The sequence below is a fragment of the Parabacteroides sp. TM07-1AC genome (assembly GCF_003480915.1).
GTDB classification, from domain to species: Bacteria; Bacteroidota; Bacteroidia; order Bacteroidales; family Tannerellaceae; genus Parabacteroides; species Parabacteroides chongii.
Genome location: NZ_QUKD01000001.1, coordinates 901,961 through 918,930, shown reverse-complemented (window position 1 = coordinate 918,930; position 16,970 = coordinate 901,961). Strand labels below are relative to the sequence as shown.

Genomic DNA, 16,970 nt, shown 5'->3' with positions numbered 1-16,970 from the left:
TTTAATAGCCCGTTTTTTTTGTAAAATTCGCCAATTAAAAAAATATGATTATCTTTGCATTATATTTTATAAGGTATGGAAACAGTAAATAGAATACTTCAAGAGAAGATTACAGCACGAATCGCGCCCAATAAAGCAGTACTGATTTTTGGTGCTCGCCGTGTTGGTAAAACGGTAATGATGCGTAAAATTGTGGACAACTATTCAGGTAGGACGATGATGCTCAACGGCGAAGACTACGACACATTAGCACTATTGGAGAATCGCTCAATAGCCAATTATCGGCATTTATTGGATGGTATTGATTTGCTGGCTATTGATGAGGCACAGAACATACCACAAATCGGTAGTATTCTGAAGTTGATAGTTGATGAAATACCGGGAATAAGTGTCTTGGCAAGTGGTTCTTCGTCATTCGATTTGCTGAATAAGACTGGTGAACCGTTGGTCGGCCGCAGTACGCAATTTCTCCTTACACCATTCTCGCAACGGGAAATCGCACAGACGGAAACGGCACTTGAAACCCGCCAGAACCTCGAAGCGCGCTTGATTTACGGTTCCTATCCCGAAGTAGTAATGATGGAGAACTATGAACGTAAAACAGACTACCTACGTGATATTGTCGGTGCATACCTGCTTAAAGATATCTTAGCAATTGACGGCTTAAAAAATTCGAGCAAGATGCGCGATCTACTGCGATTGATAGCTTTTCAGTTGGGCAGCGAAGTTTCTTACGAAGAGTTAGGTAAACAACTCGGCATGAGCAAGACGACCGTTGAAAAATACCTCGACCTATTGGAAAAGGTCTTCGTTATCTATCGTCTGGGGGCTTATTCGCGTAACCTACGCAAGGAGGTTACAAAAGCTGGCAAGTGGTACTTCTACGACAACGGCATTCGCAATGCCATTATCGGGGCTTTCTCACCGCTGGCCATTCGGCAGGATGTCGGTGCGCTGTGGGAGAACTACATCATCGGAGAGCGGCGCAAAGCGAACTTCAATGAGGGACTGCACAGGGAGTTCTATTTCTGGCGCACCTACGACAAACAGGAAATCGACCTGATTGAGGAGAGTGCCGACAGTCTTACCGCCTTGGAGTTCAAGTGGGGAAATAAAATGCCGGCCGCACCGAAAGCCTTCCAAGAAGCCTATCCCTATGCCGAGTTTCATGTGGTAAATCGGGAGAATTATTTGGAGTTCGTATAATCAATAAATTACGTATATGGAAACAAAACTACAATCCAAACAGCAATATCCGCGGTTTATCCAAAATAAACCGTGTGGTATTGACAAATTCGATGGAGGTTCGCAAGAAAGGTTGGCAAAAACTATTGCTCGCCATTTTTGTCAGAATGATTCATTGGATGAGGAATGTACTTTACCTCGAATTATCGGCATCGAAGGTATTTGGGGATCTGGAAAATCCAACGTGGTTAAAATGTTGGAACGTGAATTATCAGACGACTATTACTTTTTTGAGTATGACGCATGGGGACATCAAGAGGACTTGCAACGCCGCTCTATATTGGAATTGCTTACAAGCAAACTTATTGATGATGGTATCCTATCTGGAAATGCAACAATAAAAGTCAAAGGTGGAGGTACGAAAACCGTATCATGGTCTGAAAAGCTGAAATATTTATTAGCCCGTAAAACGGAGACCGTAACCGAAAAATATCCCCTTATCAGTAATGGTATGGTTGCGGCATTTTTGGTTGCAGTTTTAACTCCGATATTTACATTTATTGCGTATGCAGTAAAACCTACACCCACAACATGGTGGTTTTCTTTATTGTCTATTATCATAGCTGCACTGCCAGTTCTTATTGCATTGTGCGTTTGGAAATGGGCATATAGCAAAGATCATAAATATGGATGGAGTTATATGTTAGCTATTTATCAAGATAAAGTCGAAAAGGACGTTTGCTATGAGACTTTGAGCGAAGACGAACCAACGGTTTACGAGTTCAAAACATGGATGCAAGACATTTCTGATTTTATCAAGGAAAAAGGACAACGTAAATTAGTCCTTGTTTTTGACAACATGGATCGTCTCCCCGCTGAAAAAGTAAAAGAATTATGGTCTTCTATCCATACGTTCTTCGCCGATAGCGGTTTTGAAAATGTTTGGGCTGTTATTCCTTTCGATGAAACACATTTAGCTTGTGCATTCGGAGATGAGACCGACGAACAAACGAAACAACTGACCAAGTATTTTATCAATAAAACTTTCCCTATTGTTTATCGTGTTGCTCCTCCTGTTATTACCGACTATCGAAGTATATTCAACAAACTGTTTGTTGAAGCATTTGGAGAAACAGAAAATGAAGCGAAAGAAACTATAAATCGGATATTCAGATTGGTAAATCCTAATGCCAATGTTAGGGAAATTATATCATATATCAATGAGATGGTCGCTCTTAAACAAGAGTGGTGTAACGAAATTTTGATGATAAACATAGCATTGTTCTGTTTGAAGAAGACGGATATTCTGGCAAATCCAGTAGAACAAATATTGTCCGGCGACTATCTGAATGGCATTCAAACAATAATTAACAATGATCTGCAAACACAACGCGAAATTGCAGCTTTGGTATATGGTGTCGATGTTGAAGATGCTCGACAAATTCCATTGAAAAAATATATTGAAGGCTGCATCAACGGAGAAGAAGACCACGACATAAATCAATATGCAGAGACTAATAAACAATTTGACACTGTATTAGAAGAAGTTATACAATGTATGGACAATGCGCTTATCGATAAGATTATACATTGTTTGCATAAATTAACTCGAAAGAGCGATGTTATTCTGCGTGTATGGCAAAGAATAGCACAATTGAAATTAAAAGAATCCATAGAGAAGCAGGTGTTCCCTGTCGAATACCAAGAACTGCTGTTGCATTTAGACACGGAAAGCCAAAACCATGTGATTGCTCAATTATATAAGAAGATAGTTCGGTTCAATGACTTCAATGGCGGCGACTATTTCAAAACGTTAGATGCAATAGACAGGTTTATTGCGCAAAATAAGTTGGCGTGCGATTTTACGTCATTGATTGAAGCAAAAACAGTCAAGCCAAATACATTTATCGATTATATTCAAGCTGCAAATGCAACAGATGCTGCCTATCGGGATAACGCGACAACTAAAGCATATAAATATTATCAAGTAGCAACAAATTCGGAGGCGCTCGATAATTATTTGGCAAACTTACTACCCGATAATTTCGACCATGCAGATATTGTAAAAACGTTAAAAGATAATTCTACCTATACGTTTCCAACGCTTTTGCAAGCGATCACGAATTGCATTGATGAACAGAATGTAAATAAAGATAATATAGGGGCTATATTTACAACCTATCGTTTATTGGCATCTGACGAAGAAAGACCTTTACCTGTAACGTTAGATTCAACCTACATAAATCAGTTGCATTCTGAATTAGAAACTGATGGCCGAAACATTAAAGAGTCTGGATATTACGATTTAGTCGCCATGCAATTGGCACATGGTCATTCCGTTTCCTTAATAGAGGGTGGAGATATAAAATATGTTGCAGAACTCATGGACTATTATGTGGATCATGGAGACTTATTAGTAAATAGTGTGGGATGGAATATACCGCTATTAAATGAAACACTACAATACATGGTAAATCATAAACTTGGCTATAAATTATTGCTCTCAGACATATTGCCCCAATTTGAAGATATTAAGAACAGAATAGGTGTAACGGATGAGGTATTTATCGAGCATTTAGCAGAGTGGAATACCGATTTGGATAAGTATATCACTAAGAACAATATTAAAGATGTAATTCCTGACGCATCTTTTTACGATTTGACCACTAAAATAAGCAATGTCCTGACCGATCATATCAATAAAATAGCGTTCGAAGCGTTGTCTGAAATAAGTGTTGATACATTATACGCCCAAAGAACAGCACATACATCATATTATTGGTTTGTCGCAATAAAACATTTACTGGCTAAAATCAAATCCTTGCCAGATAACTTGACTGAATTTGGCAAAAAGATTCTGATGGATATTGCTTCTGGAACTCAAAGTTTGAATCCTTTCCCTAATTGTTTCAAGAATATAGTTGAAAGATTGGATAAACGAAAAATTAAATCGACAGTTACCGATATAAGAAATGATTTCTGCATCGGTAAAAAGACTATCAATGCAATAAAGTTTCAATTTTTCGAAACATGGCTTAGATCGCATGGTAATTTGAAAAGTCAAGCTGGAGACGTTATTGATAAAATAGTGAAACCTGTAATTTCCGATGGGGCATGCCGTTCATTGATTCTGCAAAACAAAGATTTTTATATGGATTTAATAAATACAGCAGGGGATGATGCTTATGAATTGAAAAAGAGTCTCCGAAACCTCATACAAAAAGATTCAGATCCGCAATTGGTTAAATTTGTCAATTCGATAGATTCAGTACCTGAGGTTGAAACCGCGTAAGTATTTGTCTAACAAGTCCGAATTTTACGATTTTACCCGTCAGAACTGAAGTGCCCCCCAAAAAAATTGTATCCAACTTTTGGGGGTCACTTCAAACTTCGATAGGGATAATTTTCAATTTTGGGGACTTGTTAGACAGTCTCATTATCTGGTAGCAGTTTACACAGCACCGGATCGTTTTTGATACGCTCCAGTTCCTCCTGCACAATCTGCTTCACCTCTTCCTTGATGCGCCGGTAGTTCGCCTGCACCGTTTCCTTCATGCGGTCGTTGCCGTCCTCGTCCGTGAAGTTTGTAATGACGGGAATTTTCTTGTAGGCACTTTCTTCCCGTTTCACCTTTTCGGCATCCACCACAATCTCGCAATGAAAAATCTTCTGCTCGATACGCTCGTTGAAGTTGTCGGATACAGAACCGACAAACATTCCCTGCGTAAGCCCGGAAATCTTACTCGGTGGAATGAGCGCGTCCATCTGCGTGTTGATGGAGGTGGAAACATCCTGCCGGTTGATGGAGATGGACTGCCGTTTCTGCAACACCTTACCGAACCGCTCGGAGAGCGTCTTGGCTGTTTCCCCCACCACCTGACCGGAGAAAATATTGCCGACAGTGTTCATCACCACTTTCGCCTCTTTGTCCCCGTAGTCACGCACTAACTGGCTGAAATCCTGAAAGCCCAGACACACGGCAACCTTGTTGCTTCGGGCGGTAGCTATAAGATTGTCCAACCCTTTGAAGTATATTGTGGGCAACTCGTCGATGATGACCGATGACTTCAGCATCCCCTTCTTGTTGATGAGCTTCACGATACGGGAATTATACAGACCGAGTGCCGCACCGTAGATATTCTGACGGTCGGGATTGTTACCCACGCAGAGGATTTTCGGCTCTTCGGGATTGTTGATGTCCAGCGTAAACTCGCTGTCTGACATCACCCAGTAGAGCTGCGGTGAAATCATCCTCGAAAGCGGGATTTTTGCCGACGCTATCTGACCCATGAGCTGCTCCGCAGCCCCTCCAAGCCACGCATCCATGAACGGCGAAAGGTAGTTCTCCAGCTCCGGATAAGAGGTCAGTATCGGAAATATATCCTCGTAACGGCGGTTCAGAAACTCGATAGCATGGGGAAACGTGCAAAACTTCCCGTTCTGATAGATTTTGAGATACCAGATAATACTGGCAAACAGAATGATAGGTGACTCCACGAAGAAGTCGCCCTGCTTTTGCACCCACGTTTTATTGAGGTTGAGCATTATTGTGTAGGCACTCTCATAGGCATCCGTAATATCTTCCATAAAATCCGGGTGAATGGGATTGCACCGATGAGAGCGTCGCGGGTCGTCGAAGTTGATCACATAGAACTTCGGCTTTACCTTGTAGCCGTCCGGGTGGTTCAGCAAATGGTTGTAGGCAATAGTAGATAGGTCGGGATACTTGAAATCGTAGATGTATTGACTAAAGCCCTTTTCAATCTGTTGCTTGATAAAATTGTTTACCACGGCATAGGACTTGCCGCTGCCCGGCGTACCCAACACGATGGACGCACGGAAGGGATTAACTACATTGATCCAACCGTTGTTCCAGCGTTTCCTGTAATAGAAACGTGTCGGCAGATTGACCGAATACTCGCTTTCGATAAGCCTCGTTTCCTGCATGAAACTCTCGTTCTCGTTGTTGAAAACATCCTCCATCAAATTGTGTTTCAACAGGCGGCTCATCCACAGACCACCCATCAACAGGCAGACATAGCCCGTTCCAATGGTAAGGACATACAGTCCCGTCACCGCTTCAAGCGGCAGCGGCAGGGGCAGCAACCACCAGTTCAGGAAAAACAGCACGAACCCGACGGCAAATGCTGTCCAGATTCTCCCCCAAGTGATTTTCTCACCCTTGACACCCTTCGTACCCAGACAGGACAAGGCAAGCAAAAGGACGGAAAACAGCTTCGTGTAGAGAATGGAATGGAACAGCCCCGCCGTGCGGTCGAAGTTCAGAAGGATTTTGTCCACCACGCCGATGTTCACGCCCCACAGCCGGATGGCTTCGTAGCAGAACCAGTACACGTTCATGACCACTAAAATGATACTCACGGCACGCAGAAAATCCATGATTTTCGCCAATGCCCTCAAATCGTCTTCTTGTTGTGACATACATTGATTTTTTAATTGTTGATACTCTGATTACATACCCAAGCCCTTGCGTTTTTTCTTCTTTTTGCGCTTCATCGCCCGGATGAAAGCCTCTTCCTCGGCATCTACCGCCGGACCTTCGGGAGTGAGCAAGCCCATACCGCCCGATATATCTTCACTGTCGTAGGCGGTCTGCCCGTGTGCCTTGTCCGCAGCATCCACAGGGATGGATAGCGGTATCGGCGGTTGTCCGGCGTATGGCAGGGTGAAGTGTTCCTGCAAGGCATTCGCCGAAAGCTCCTTACCCATGCGCGAACCGTTCAGCACGCATCCCGTGCGGTGGTCGATGAAGGTAGCCCCATAGATGCGCCCTTCCTCTGTGTAGCGCAGTACGGTGTCGATGCCCTTCTCTTTGAGTTGGGATACAAATTTGTCCTTGTCATAAGTGCCTTGCAGCACGGAAAGGACGGTGCGTTTCGTCATGTCTGCCAGTTTCCTATCCTTGATTTCCGATTTGGAACGGACAAACTTCTTCTGTACGGCTTCATAGCCTGCGGACTTCCCGAAAAGCGAGGATTTGAACGGGTTGCCCACCTTGTTACCCTTGTCGTCCGTGACGGAATAGACCAGCCCGTGATACTCCCGTCCGCGCACGTTGCCCCTCGCTTCCTCCACCGTCATATTATATAAGGAAAGGAGCGCACGGTATTCGCCCATCGTCTGGAAACGGTACTGCCCATTCAGAGCCTTCACGGTGTTGCCTACCTGCTTCTTCACATCACCTGCCGATGCGGCCACCTTGCGCAACGGATTATCCAATCTCTGATTTTTACGTTCTGCCGGATGCAATCCGTACTTCTGTTCCAGTTCCCTGCGGATACGGTCGCTGCGGCGGTAGAGAAAATCCCGGTTGAGCCTTTTCCCGTTCTCGTCCACGTTGACCGTCACGATGTGCAGGTGGTGGCGGTCGATGTCCTCGTGCTTGAATACAAGATAAGGCTGGTTTCCGAAACCGAGTTTTTCCAGATACTCGCGGGCGATATTCTGCAACTCAATATCGGTCAGCACATCCTCCGGGTGCGGGTTGAGAGAGATATGCACCACCGGCTTCTCGATCTTCATCTGCGGTGGCAGGAAGGTGAGAAAACCCTCCATCGCCTTGCCTATGTCCACCGTTCCCGAACCGTCATTGTAGATGCGGTTGGTGGTGAGAAGCCGCCCCTGCGCCTCGTTAATCTTCTCCCCGTTGTAGGCAATCGCGCCGTACAACGAACTTCCTACACTGATTTTTGCGACCATTTTGCCTCCATTTCCCTTGAAAGTTCCACAATCCGGCGGCTCAGTTTCACGAGTTCGACGGTGTGTTGCTCTAATTTGTAGAGCAACGCCATCGCCTTTTTCTCTGAAAAATGCAGCCTCAGTTCCTTCACGACTTGGTTGTAATTCGTACCCACGGCACGGAATTGTGCATGAAAATCCGACAGTTTGGTGTAATAGTCCACCAACGTCTTGTCCACCTTCAGCACCTTGAACGGTTGCCCGAAGAAGTGCGCTTTGAGGAAAACAGACCGTGCATAGACACCCGATTTTCCGAACATGGCGAGGAAACGGTTGTGTTCCTCCTCGTTGAAACGGACGGTGTACCGGTACACCGCCGGATCAAGTTTGGGATTTCTCCCTGATTTGCTTTTCCTTTTCTCTTTCATATTACTTTGGATTTAGCGGATTGACGGCATAAGCCGCCGCTTCGGATTACAGCACCGCAGTTCTGAAAGGCTTCCCGACTTCGGAGGGAAAGCCCGCCCCCTGCAAGGGCAAGTGCTTTTCGTGGCTGCTCAAAATATTTTGAGCGGCTGAAAAGACATCTTGCTATGTTCAGGTGAACATAAAAATCCGTCAGGGGACGGATTGGGAAAATACCTTTCAGGACTCCGGGCCGCGCGTCATCGGCGAACCCTGCTGTCCGGGTGCAAAGTTACGCCCTTAAAGCGGTATCGGACAGATGCTTGACCCGGTCAATGACTGCCAACCGGCGCAACGTGCCGCCACTTGCCGGAGAAGTGATACAGGTTCCAAAATATACTTGTTTATTTGCAGCATGATTCAAGAAACGAACGATTTGAAGATATGATAAACGGAACATTCAAATACCCGGAAATCCGCTTCTTCGGATACTTGCCGAAACGGATACCCGAACCGTCGGAAACCCGGTTCTCCGACAATTCGGTGACGTATGGATTCAATGACTTCATGACGCAATGTCGTCAATCACCATTTGTCCGACGCACCGCTTCACCACAGAACCGGATACGCGACGACCCGCCTGCGTGTGTAGTCACGGAAGCGGATGGTGCGACAGCCAAATCCGTATGGAAACAGAAAAACAAATCATCAACAATTAAAATAAATGGAACTATGAGTAAGGAAATCTTCGTTGCATTCGCAACACAGAAAGGTGGCATCGGCAAATCCACTGTCACGGCACTTGCCGCCAGCTACCTGCACAACGTGAAAGGCTACAATGTCGCCGTCGTGGACTGCGACGACCCGCAGCACAGCATCCACGGGCTGCGCGAACACGAAATGGGGCTTATCGACAGCAGCACCTACTTCAAGGCTCTCGCTTGCGACCATTTCCGCCGGATCAAAAAGAACGCCTACACCATCGTCAAAAGCAATGCGGTGAACGCCCTCGACGATGCCGAGAGGATGATTGCCACTGAGGACGTGAAACCCGACGTGGTGTTCTTCGACATGCCCGGCACACTCCGAAGCAACGGCGTGATAAAGACGCTCTCGCAGATGGACTACATTTTCACTCCGCTGAGTGCCGACCGCTTTGTCGTGGAGAGTACCCTGAAATTCGTCACGATGTTCCGCGACAGGCTGATGACTACCGGACAGGCGAAAACAAAGGGGCTGCATCTGTTCTGGACGATGGTGGACGGCAGGGAGAGGAACGACTTGTACGGCATCTACGAGGAAGTGATAGCCGAAATGGGCTTTCCGGTACTTTCCACCCGCTTGCCCGACAGCAAGAAGTTCCGCCGTGACCTTTCGGAAGAGCGCAAGAGCGTTTTCCGCTCCACCATCTTCCCGATGGACACGGCACTGCTGAAAGGGAGTGGCATCCGGGAGTTTTCCGAAGAGATAAGCGACATCATCAGACCGCAGTGAGCATGGGCAGCAGGTAAAGGAACCAATTTCTCGCAATCCCGTATGAATTAATTTCTTAGAAGCTTTTTCAAAACCAGCGGTAACGATTTTGTAACGATTGAAAATGACCATTGCTTGCCTGCTTTTGTCGCATCGTTGTCCTCGCGTGGCTATGGTGCAAAGTTACAAAATAAATGAACCTAAAACAAATCCTTTGGATATAAAACGCTTAGCTCTCTAAAATTAGTGCAAGGTGCAAGTATCTATATAGATAAGCTTGCACCTTGCACTAAAAAATAACAAGGAAAGCAAAATTTACAGTCATGAGTTTGCAGATTCAACTATTATCACTATTTTTGCATCATTATCACCATATATGATAATAGTGCAAAAATTAGGTGATAATGACTTATTATGAGTAATTTAATTTCAATATTAGGCGTTCAGAAAGAGTTGATTCCGATAAAACGGGATAAACTACGTGGCCTTAATGCTGATATGCTATTGAGGTTTTCGTTTTATACGATAGACTTCAATAATCAGATTTTGTGTGTTATCCAAGCCAAAAACGCACAGGAATCCATAACCCCGGGTAATTATAAGAAGATTACTCGACAAGTAGAAACGGTTATGAATATGCCTGTTGTTGTCCTATTGGATTCATTAACCTATTATGAACGGGAACGCCTCATAAATCAAGAGGTGTACTTTATTATTTCGGATAAATACGCTTTTCTGCCATCCTTAATTGTGAATGTTCAGGCTAAAAAGCGAGATAAGAATCCAACGAGATTAACCCCTGCTGCGCAATATGTGCTACTGTATTATCTTTTGGATGATAAAAACGAAAACGAATTCACAATTAAGAAGTTGGAAGAAATTGTACCTTACAACTACGTAACACTGGCACGTGCTGTTACAAGTCTTGAAAACTGCCAATTGTGTGATACAAAAATTCAAGATGATACAGGAATCAAATTCATCCGTTTTAGTAATTCCAAGCGGGAACTATGGACAAAAGCCCAAAGTTATTTGTCGTCACCCGTAAAGAAAGTCTTATATTGTGATGTTGTGCCCGAAGGTAACTTTGGTATTAGTGGAGTAAATGCCTTGTCGCACCACTCGCACTTGAATCCCGAACAATACGGAACAATGGCAATTTGGGACAAACAATTTAATCAGGCAGATGGACAATACAACGAGGTAGAAGGTTTGTACAAAATCGAAATATGGAAATATCCGGTAACGATACCTTATCAACCGAATGGTGGAATCGTCGATAAACTTTCGTTGTACCTGTCGATGGAGGATGACCCGGATTCACGAATTGAAAAAGAATTGGAAATAATGATAGAGGAAATGGATTAGAAAAATTCAAAGAACACTTCGCCGGATTTGAAGATAACTATGTTATCATCGGTGGAACAGCCTGTGATATTGCTTTGCGGGATACAGTTATGTGTCCGCGTGCAACCGACGATATTGACATGATATTAGTCATTGAAAAAATGACACCCGAATTTGGTCAACGCTTTTGGGAGTTCATAGATGAGGGTAAATACGAGAACCTACAACGAAAGCGGGAAGACAAAGAGCCTGTAACCGAATTGTTTCGTTTTTTAGAGCCAAAGAATGGATTTCCTGTACAAATCGAATTGTTATCCAAATATCCTGATGTATTAGGTGTGCCTACAGGTTTTCATTTAACCCCTATTCCGGTTGGCGAAGAAATTCCAAGCCTTTCGGCAATTCTGTTGGATGAAGAATACTATCGACACACCATTGATAGCAGCATCATTGAAGAAGGTATTTGCATTGCCAACCCGTTGTCCCTTCTATGCTTGAAAGTAAAAGCATTTCTGAATTTGACGGAAGAAAAGAAAATCAATCCGAACGTTCGTAGTGCCGACATCAAAAAACACAGGGATGATGTTTTCAAACTCTTGGCTATGCGTATCGACCCGTTTACGCCTGTTGAATTATCGGCTACTATGAAAGATGAGGTGAGTGTTTTCATTAACACAATGGAAGAATCTTTACCGAATCAGTCTTTGCGGGACAGTTTACAGCGTACCGATGATGACATTCGTGGCTTTCTCGGCATTATGAAAGAAATATTTGGAATCGAATAAAATGAAAATTCAATACGCATCGGATTTACATTTGGAATTTTCGGATAATTACAGCTATCTGAAACGGAATCCATTGAAGCCTGTGGGCGATATTCTCGTTCTAGCAGGTGATATCGGTTATCTGAATGATGACAACTATGGCAAACATCCGTTTTGGGATTGGGCCTCGGAAAATTACAAGCAAGTGATTGTGGCTATTGGGAACCACGAATTATACAAGTATTACGATTTGGCAAACATGCCGTATGGTTTGGTTTGTTCGATTCGGGACAACGTGAAATGCTATTACGATGCTGTTGTCCGGATAGAAAATGTTGACTTTATCATTTCAACTTTATGGGCGAGAATCAAATTAGAAGAAGCCTACATTACCGAACGTGGCGTTAGTGATTTTCACCGGATTTTGTTTAATGGTGCAACGTTGACATGGGATAACTTCAACCGAGAACACGACAAATGTTTCCGTTTTATTCAGGATAAAGTGGCAAAAAGCACGGCGGTACATATTATTGTGGTTACGCATCATGTCCCATCGTTTCAATTAGCTTCGCCCGATTTTGCAGGAAGCAAAATAAATGGTGCTTTTACGGTTGAATTGGAACAATATATCGAAACCAGTCCGGTAGAATACTGGATTTATGGTCATTCGCACCGGAATATTGACAAAGTTATTGGAAAAACTAAATGTGTGAGCAATCAATTGGGATATGTATTCCACAACGAGCATCACACGTTTAATCCTGAAAAAGCGATAGAGGTACAGTAATACTAAAGAGGTACAAACAATGAGTTTTTATGTAATAGATGTTGAATCCGACGGGCAGATACTTGGTCGCAATTCGTTGGTCTGCTTTGGGGCAGTCCGGTTGGATAACGAACTGCAAACTACCTTTTATGGAAAAACGCGCCCTATCAGTGAAGAATACGATGGAGAAGCGCTTGCAGTGAGCGGATTTTCACGCAGCGAACATGAATCGTTTGACGACCCGAAGTTAGTTTTTGAGCGCTTCGGCGAATGGATTGAGGAAACCAATCTTAAAGGCCGTCCGATTCTGATTGCCGATAATAACGGATACGATGCCTCGTGGATTAACTGGTATTTTCTCACCTATTCCGGTACGAATCCATTCGGGTATAGTTCCCGTCGCATTAGTGATTTGTGGTGCGGTTTTAAGAACGACACAAAGATGCAATGGAAATGGATGCGCAGTCAGGAATTTACAGACAAAGACGGACGTTTGCATACCGGTTTTCCACATACTCATAATCCGGTTGAAGATGCTTTAGGCAATGCACATGCGTTGCTATACATGATAAATGAAGGGCTGAATTTGAAATTGTGATTTTTAGAATGTTCACAATAATGAGCAAAAACAATCGCATTTGTTCATGATTAAAACATTATAATGTTCAAAGCATCATTCAGGAATAGACCAAGACGGTAAAGTTAGGTGAAAAATATTTGTGTATTTGTATTCTTCCCAAATTTCGGGAAGGCAAATACCCAGATTTTTCCAAACTATTCCTACCTTTGCATTTATAAAATAGAATTTAACGGGCTAAGTACCGTTGACATATAACATAACGTTCGCTGAACGTCTCGGCATATAAAACTGGTAATTTTAGACAAACGAGATGGAATGTGCAATGTTCATGCTATACGCAAGTATGGCGTGGAACTGCGTGTTTCGTTTGTCGGGTATACCAGTACCTTTATGCCGGAGCAATGTGGATTCCACGCTTTTTTTTGATGTACAGCGAACACGAGTATAAACAATTAAATTTTAGAGACATGAAAAAAAAGATTAAACTGTACATCGCTGTATCGCTCGACGGCTACATCGCACGCCCTGATGGTAATTTAGATTGGCTAACCAAATACCCAATGCCTACCGGAACCGAATATGGCTACAAAGATTTGATGGATTCCATTGATACGATTATCATGGGCGGGAAGACTTACCGCGCAGTTCTTGATATGGACTTTGAGTGGCCATATTCAGACAAAGCGTGCTATATCGTTTCTCACCGCAACACAAATCTTACGCCGACCAAGAATGTAAAATTCATTACGGAAAATGTTGTAGAAACAGTAAAGGCGCTAAAGCAACAGGATGGTAAAGACATTTGGTTGGTTGGTGGTGGACAAGTGATAACGCTTTTGCTGAATCACGATTTGGTGGATGAAATGCAAATCTGCTATATTCCCGTGATTTTAGGCAATGGCATTCCTTTATTCCCGAACCAGCCCAAAGAATCAACTTGGAAGTTCGCCGGAAGTGAGGCTTACGATTCGGGAATCGTTAAAATCACTTATGTGATTGGCTGATATCCTTGCCAGAGATTTAGAAAAGCATTATCTTTGCATCAAATTTAGAACAAAAAACAAATCATGTCGAGCATTCGTTGTTCAATAGCACGTATTTTTAGAATCCGTGCATAGTCTATACTGGGAATCCTAATCTCAGTTTTCTTATCACCTTCAACTCTTTTTGAGGGGAAAATTTCTATTATCATTTATTCATGAGGTTTATGATGCAGATGCTATATCTGTATCCGTAACCCATTATAAGAAAACAAGTATGGACTTTAATAAAGCTCGATTATTATATCTTATCGTATTTTTCCTGTATTCCGGCCTAAGTGTGTCCGGACAATCGATTCATGTTTCAGGAAGAGTACTTCAACAAAATACGCAAACACCTGTTGAGTTTGCTAATGTCGTTCTATTCAAACAAGATTCAGTCTTTCTGAAAGGAACAACGACAGACACTATCGGAAGATTTGAATTTGAAAATCTTCCCACAGATAATTATGTGCTGTCAGTATCCTGTTTAGGATTTGAAACAAAGCGGATTTTGATACAGAATCTGACGGAATCAGCACAAATAGATGTGTATTTGAATGAAAATGTTTTGTTACTTGGGGAAGTGGTGATTTCTGCTTCTTCCACAATAAACAAGATTAACCAACGGATTGTGTTCCCGACAAAATTGCAAATCAGCCATTCTGCCAACGGAATGCAATTGCTGAATACAATGATGCTTCCCGGCTTGAACATCAATCCGATGCTGAATACGATTTCATCATCCGACGGCGGGAAAGTCATTTTGCAGATTAACGGCGTAAATACCACGCCGGAAGAAATTCAGACCTTGCAACCCCGCCAAATCAAGCGGATAGAATATTCGGATTATGCAGGTATCCGATACGGACATGCTTCCAAAGTTATCAACTACGTGGTAGTAAGGGATGATAAAGGCGGTGTTGTTGGTGTGGATTTGATGAACTCGCTGAATATCCTTGCAGGGGGCGATGTTTTCTTTGCCAAATTCAACAAAGGAAAATCGGAATATGCTTTGAACTACACCGCAGCGTTTCAACGCATCAACACGAATAACAGAAATCGCACAGGTAGTTATCAGTTTGAAAATTCATCCCCTATATTGAGGGAAGAAATCAGTGCCGGAGGTGATTATTCGTACCAAATGCATGATTTTTCGCTGACATACAACTATCAGCAGAGCGATTCGGCTTTTTTCAATGCCAAGTTGAAATATAATCTGAGCAATCAGCCTCACAACGATTTCAACAGTTTTCTAAAAGAGAATGGCACGGACAAAGGGTTGATTTTTGACGGAAGTCAGCAAAAAATTAATGTTCCTACCATCGACTTGTATTACCAGTATGGTTTACCCAAAAATCAGAAAATATATGCTAATGTGGTGGGGAGTTATGCGAACGCAGCATCTTCGCGGAATTACTGCGAATACAACGATGTTGATACTCTTTTCAGCGAACGTTCGGAACTGTTTTCCGATAAATATTCACTGATTGCCGAAGGCATATACGAAAAAGGATTTGCCCATGGAAATTTGAAATTCGGGATAAAACATATTCAGTCGTTTACAGAGCAGACAATTAATCAGGGCGAGGAATTCAAATCGGATTTGAATCAGGCGGAATCGTCGGTTTTTGCAGAGTGGTTTTATAGTAAGGGCAAATTCAGCTATAGCTTGGGACTTCGCCTGAATCGCCTGCATTTTTCCAATGTATCTGTTACCAAAAGCTATTACCATTTCTTACCCAAAGCGATGGTTGGCTATCGGTTCAGTGATAATTCTTTTATCCGGTATGATGCGGAGATGAGTCAAACGAATCCAACCCTGATGGAGTTGGCCGACACGGAAATCCGTCTTGACTCGTATCTTGCCGAGAAAGGGAATCTGTTGCTTCAACCGTACCTGAATCTGAATAATAATTTATATTACGAAAACAGAAAAGGGTTGTTCGCTTTCAATGCAAGCCTGCATCATCACTACAAACACAATCCTATCATGGAATCGAAAAGAGAACATGGAAATGTGTTCCTGACAATGCCCGAAAACATGAAAGATTGGAATAAGTATAATGCGGAGATAACATTGAAAGTAGGGATGATAAAAAACTTCCTGCAATTTTCGGTTACAGGAGGCTTCAACCACTTTGACAGTCGTGGGAACAACTATTCGCATACCCATTCTAATTTTTATTACAGGGCAGATGTTTTGGCAATGTATAAGAAATGGATGCTGATAGGCCAGCTACAGCCTTTTGACGAAAGGTTATACGGCGAAACCGTCATAAAGGATGGTAATTATCACTACTTGGCTATCCGGTACAATGCGACTAATTTTTCTTTTGGCATAGGTGCGTTCAATCCGTTTAAGAATGTTTCCCGAACCATTATGGAAAACAAAAATGCACAAGCGCCTTTCCGAAGAGAAAGTTTTAGCGATGCATCCCGAATTCTCGTTGCCACGCTCACTTGGAATTTTAATTTCGGAAAAACTCATCTTGTCGGTACTAAATCGCTGAATAATCAGGATACCGACTACGGAATCAAAGGAAGTTATAAGTAAGATTAGGTGTTGATTTCAACAAATTCTGTATTATGTATTTCTGGCAAATCTATCACTAATTATCTTTCAGCGACATGTTGTTGCTTCGCGTTCACTGAATCCTATCGGAATTCAGTGAACGCCTTTGTGTGTCGTCAACTGACGATATCATCCTTTTTTTTACTCAAAATCAATA

The 16,970-nt window shown here is 42.9% G+C and carries 13 protein-coding genes; 9 read left to right on the top strand and 4 right to left on the bottom strand.

Annotation, left to right across the window (positions count from 1 at the left end; translation table 11 throughout):
• The first annotated feature begins 75 nt into the window (after positions 1 to 75).
• Positions 76 to 1,206, top strand: coding sequence for an ATP-binding protein (locus tag DXD68_RS03835; protein ID WP_004291480.1), 1,131 nt, complete (start codon positions 76 to 78; stop codon positions 1,204 to 1,206).
• 16 nt (positions 1,207 to 1,222) lie between these two features.
• Entirely contained in the window at positions 1,223 to 4,477 is a 3,255-nt protein-coding gene (locus tag DXD68_RS03830; protein ID WP_004291481.1) for a P-loop NTPase fold protein, read from the top strand.
• 131 nt (positions 4,478 to 4,608) lie between these two features.
• On the opposite strand, the gene mobC is transcribed toward DXD68_RS03830, so the two are convergent.
• From mobC to DXD68_RS24400, 4 genes are all read right to left on the bottom strand, one after another.
• Positions 4,609 to 6,627 (bottom strand): conjugal transfer protein MobC, encoded by a 2,019-nt coding sequence (gene mobC, locus DXD68_RS03825; RefSeq protein WP_004291482.1) that lies wholly within the window; start codon positions 6,625 to 6,627, stop codon positions 4,609 to 4,611.
• 30 nt (positions 6,628 to 6,657) lie between these two features.
• The gene (gene mobB, locus DXD68_RS03820; RefSeq protein ID WP_004291483.1) at positions 6,658 to 7,905 is read right to left on the bottom strand and encodes a conjugal transfer protein MobB; all 1,248 of its coding nucleotides are present in this window, start codon (positions 7,903 to 7,905) and stop codon (positions 6,658 to 6,660) included.
• Positions 7,884 to 8,312: a conjugal transfer protein MobA gene (gene mobA / locus DXD68_RS03815; RefSeq protein WP_004291488.1), complete on the bottom strand. Its 429-nt coding sequence runs from the start codon at positions 8,310 to 8,312 to the stop codon at positions 7,884 to 7,886. Before mobA ends, mobB begins: the two co-directional genes overlap by 22 nt.
• Before the next feature lie 381 nt (positions 8,313 to 8,693).
• The gene (locus tag DXD68_RS24400) at positions 8,694 to 8,858 is read right to left on the bottom strand and encodes a hypothetical protein (RefSeq protein WP_196029218.1); all 165 of its coding nucleotides are present in this window, start codon (positions 8,856 to 8,858) and stop codon (positions 8,694 to 8,696) included.
• On the opposite strand from DXD68_RS24400, the gene DXD68_RS03800 reads away from it, so the two are divergent.
• The 7 genes from DXD68_RS03800 to DXD68_RS03770 all read left to right on the top strand — a co-directional run bounded on the left by DXD68_RS03800 (position 8,857) and on the right by DXD68_RS03770 (position 16,795).
• Positions 8,857 to 9,783 carry a ParA family protein gene (locus DXD68_RS03800; protein ID WP_005783105.1) on the top strand — a complete coding sequence of 309 codons (927 nt, stop codon included), beginning with the start codon at positions 8,857 to 8,859 and terminating at the stop codon, positions 9,781 to 9,783. The two genes, DXD68_RS24400 and DXD68_RS03800, sit on opposite strands and share 2 nt — an antisense overlap.
• Before the next feature lie 393 nt (positions 9,784 to 10,176).
• Complete coding sequence (locus DXD68_RS03795) at positions 10,177 to 11,130, top strand: hypothetical protein (RefSeq protein ID WP_008781643.1); 954 nt, start codon at positions 10,177 to 10,179, stop codon at positions 11,128 to 11,130.
• Positions 11,131 to 11,249: 119 nt separating this feature from the next.
• Positions 11,250 to 11,894, top strand: a complete 645-nt coding sequence (locus tag DXD68_RS03790) for a hypothetical protein (RefSeq protein WP_147382971.1) — start codon at positions 11,250 to 11,252, stop codon at positions 11,892 to 11,894.
• A 1-nt stretch (position 11,895) separates the two neighbouring features.
• Positions 11,896 to 12,660: a metallophosphoesterase gene (locus DXD68_RS03785; RefSeq protein ID WP_122360327.1), complete on the top strand. Its 765-nt coding sequence runs from the start codon at positions 11,896 to 11,898 to the stop codon at positions 12,658 to 12,660.
• Positions 12,661 to 12,679: 19 nt separating this feature from the next.
• On the top strand, positions 12,680 to 13,237 hold the full coding sequence (locus tag DXD68_RS03780; RefSeq protein WP_008781628.1) for an exonuclease: 558 nt from the start codon (positions 12,680 to 12,682) through the stop codon (positions 13,235 to 13,237).
• 449 nt (positions 13,238 to 13,686) lie between these two features.
• Complete coding sequence (locus DXD68_RS03775) at positions 13,687 to 14,223, top strand: dihydrofolate reductase family protein (RefSeq protein WP_032951662.1); 537 nt, start codon at positions 13,687 to 13,689, stop codon at positions 14,221 to 14,223.
• Between the two features lie 253 nt (positions 14,224 to 14,476).
• On the top strand, positions 14,477 to 16,795 hold the full coding sequence (locus DXD68_RS03770; RefSeq protein WP_008781630.1) for a TonB-dependent receptor: 2,319 nt from the start codon (positions 14,477 to 14,479) through the stop codon (positions 16,793 to 16,795).
• The last annotated feature ends 175 nt before the right edge of the window (positions 16,796 to 16,970 follow it).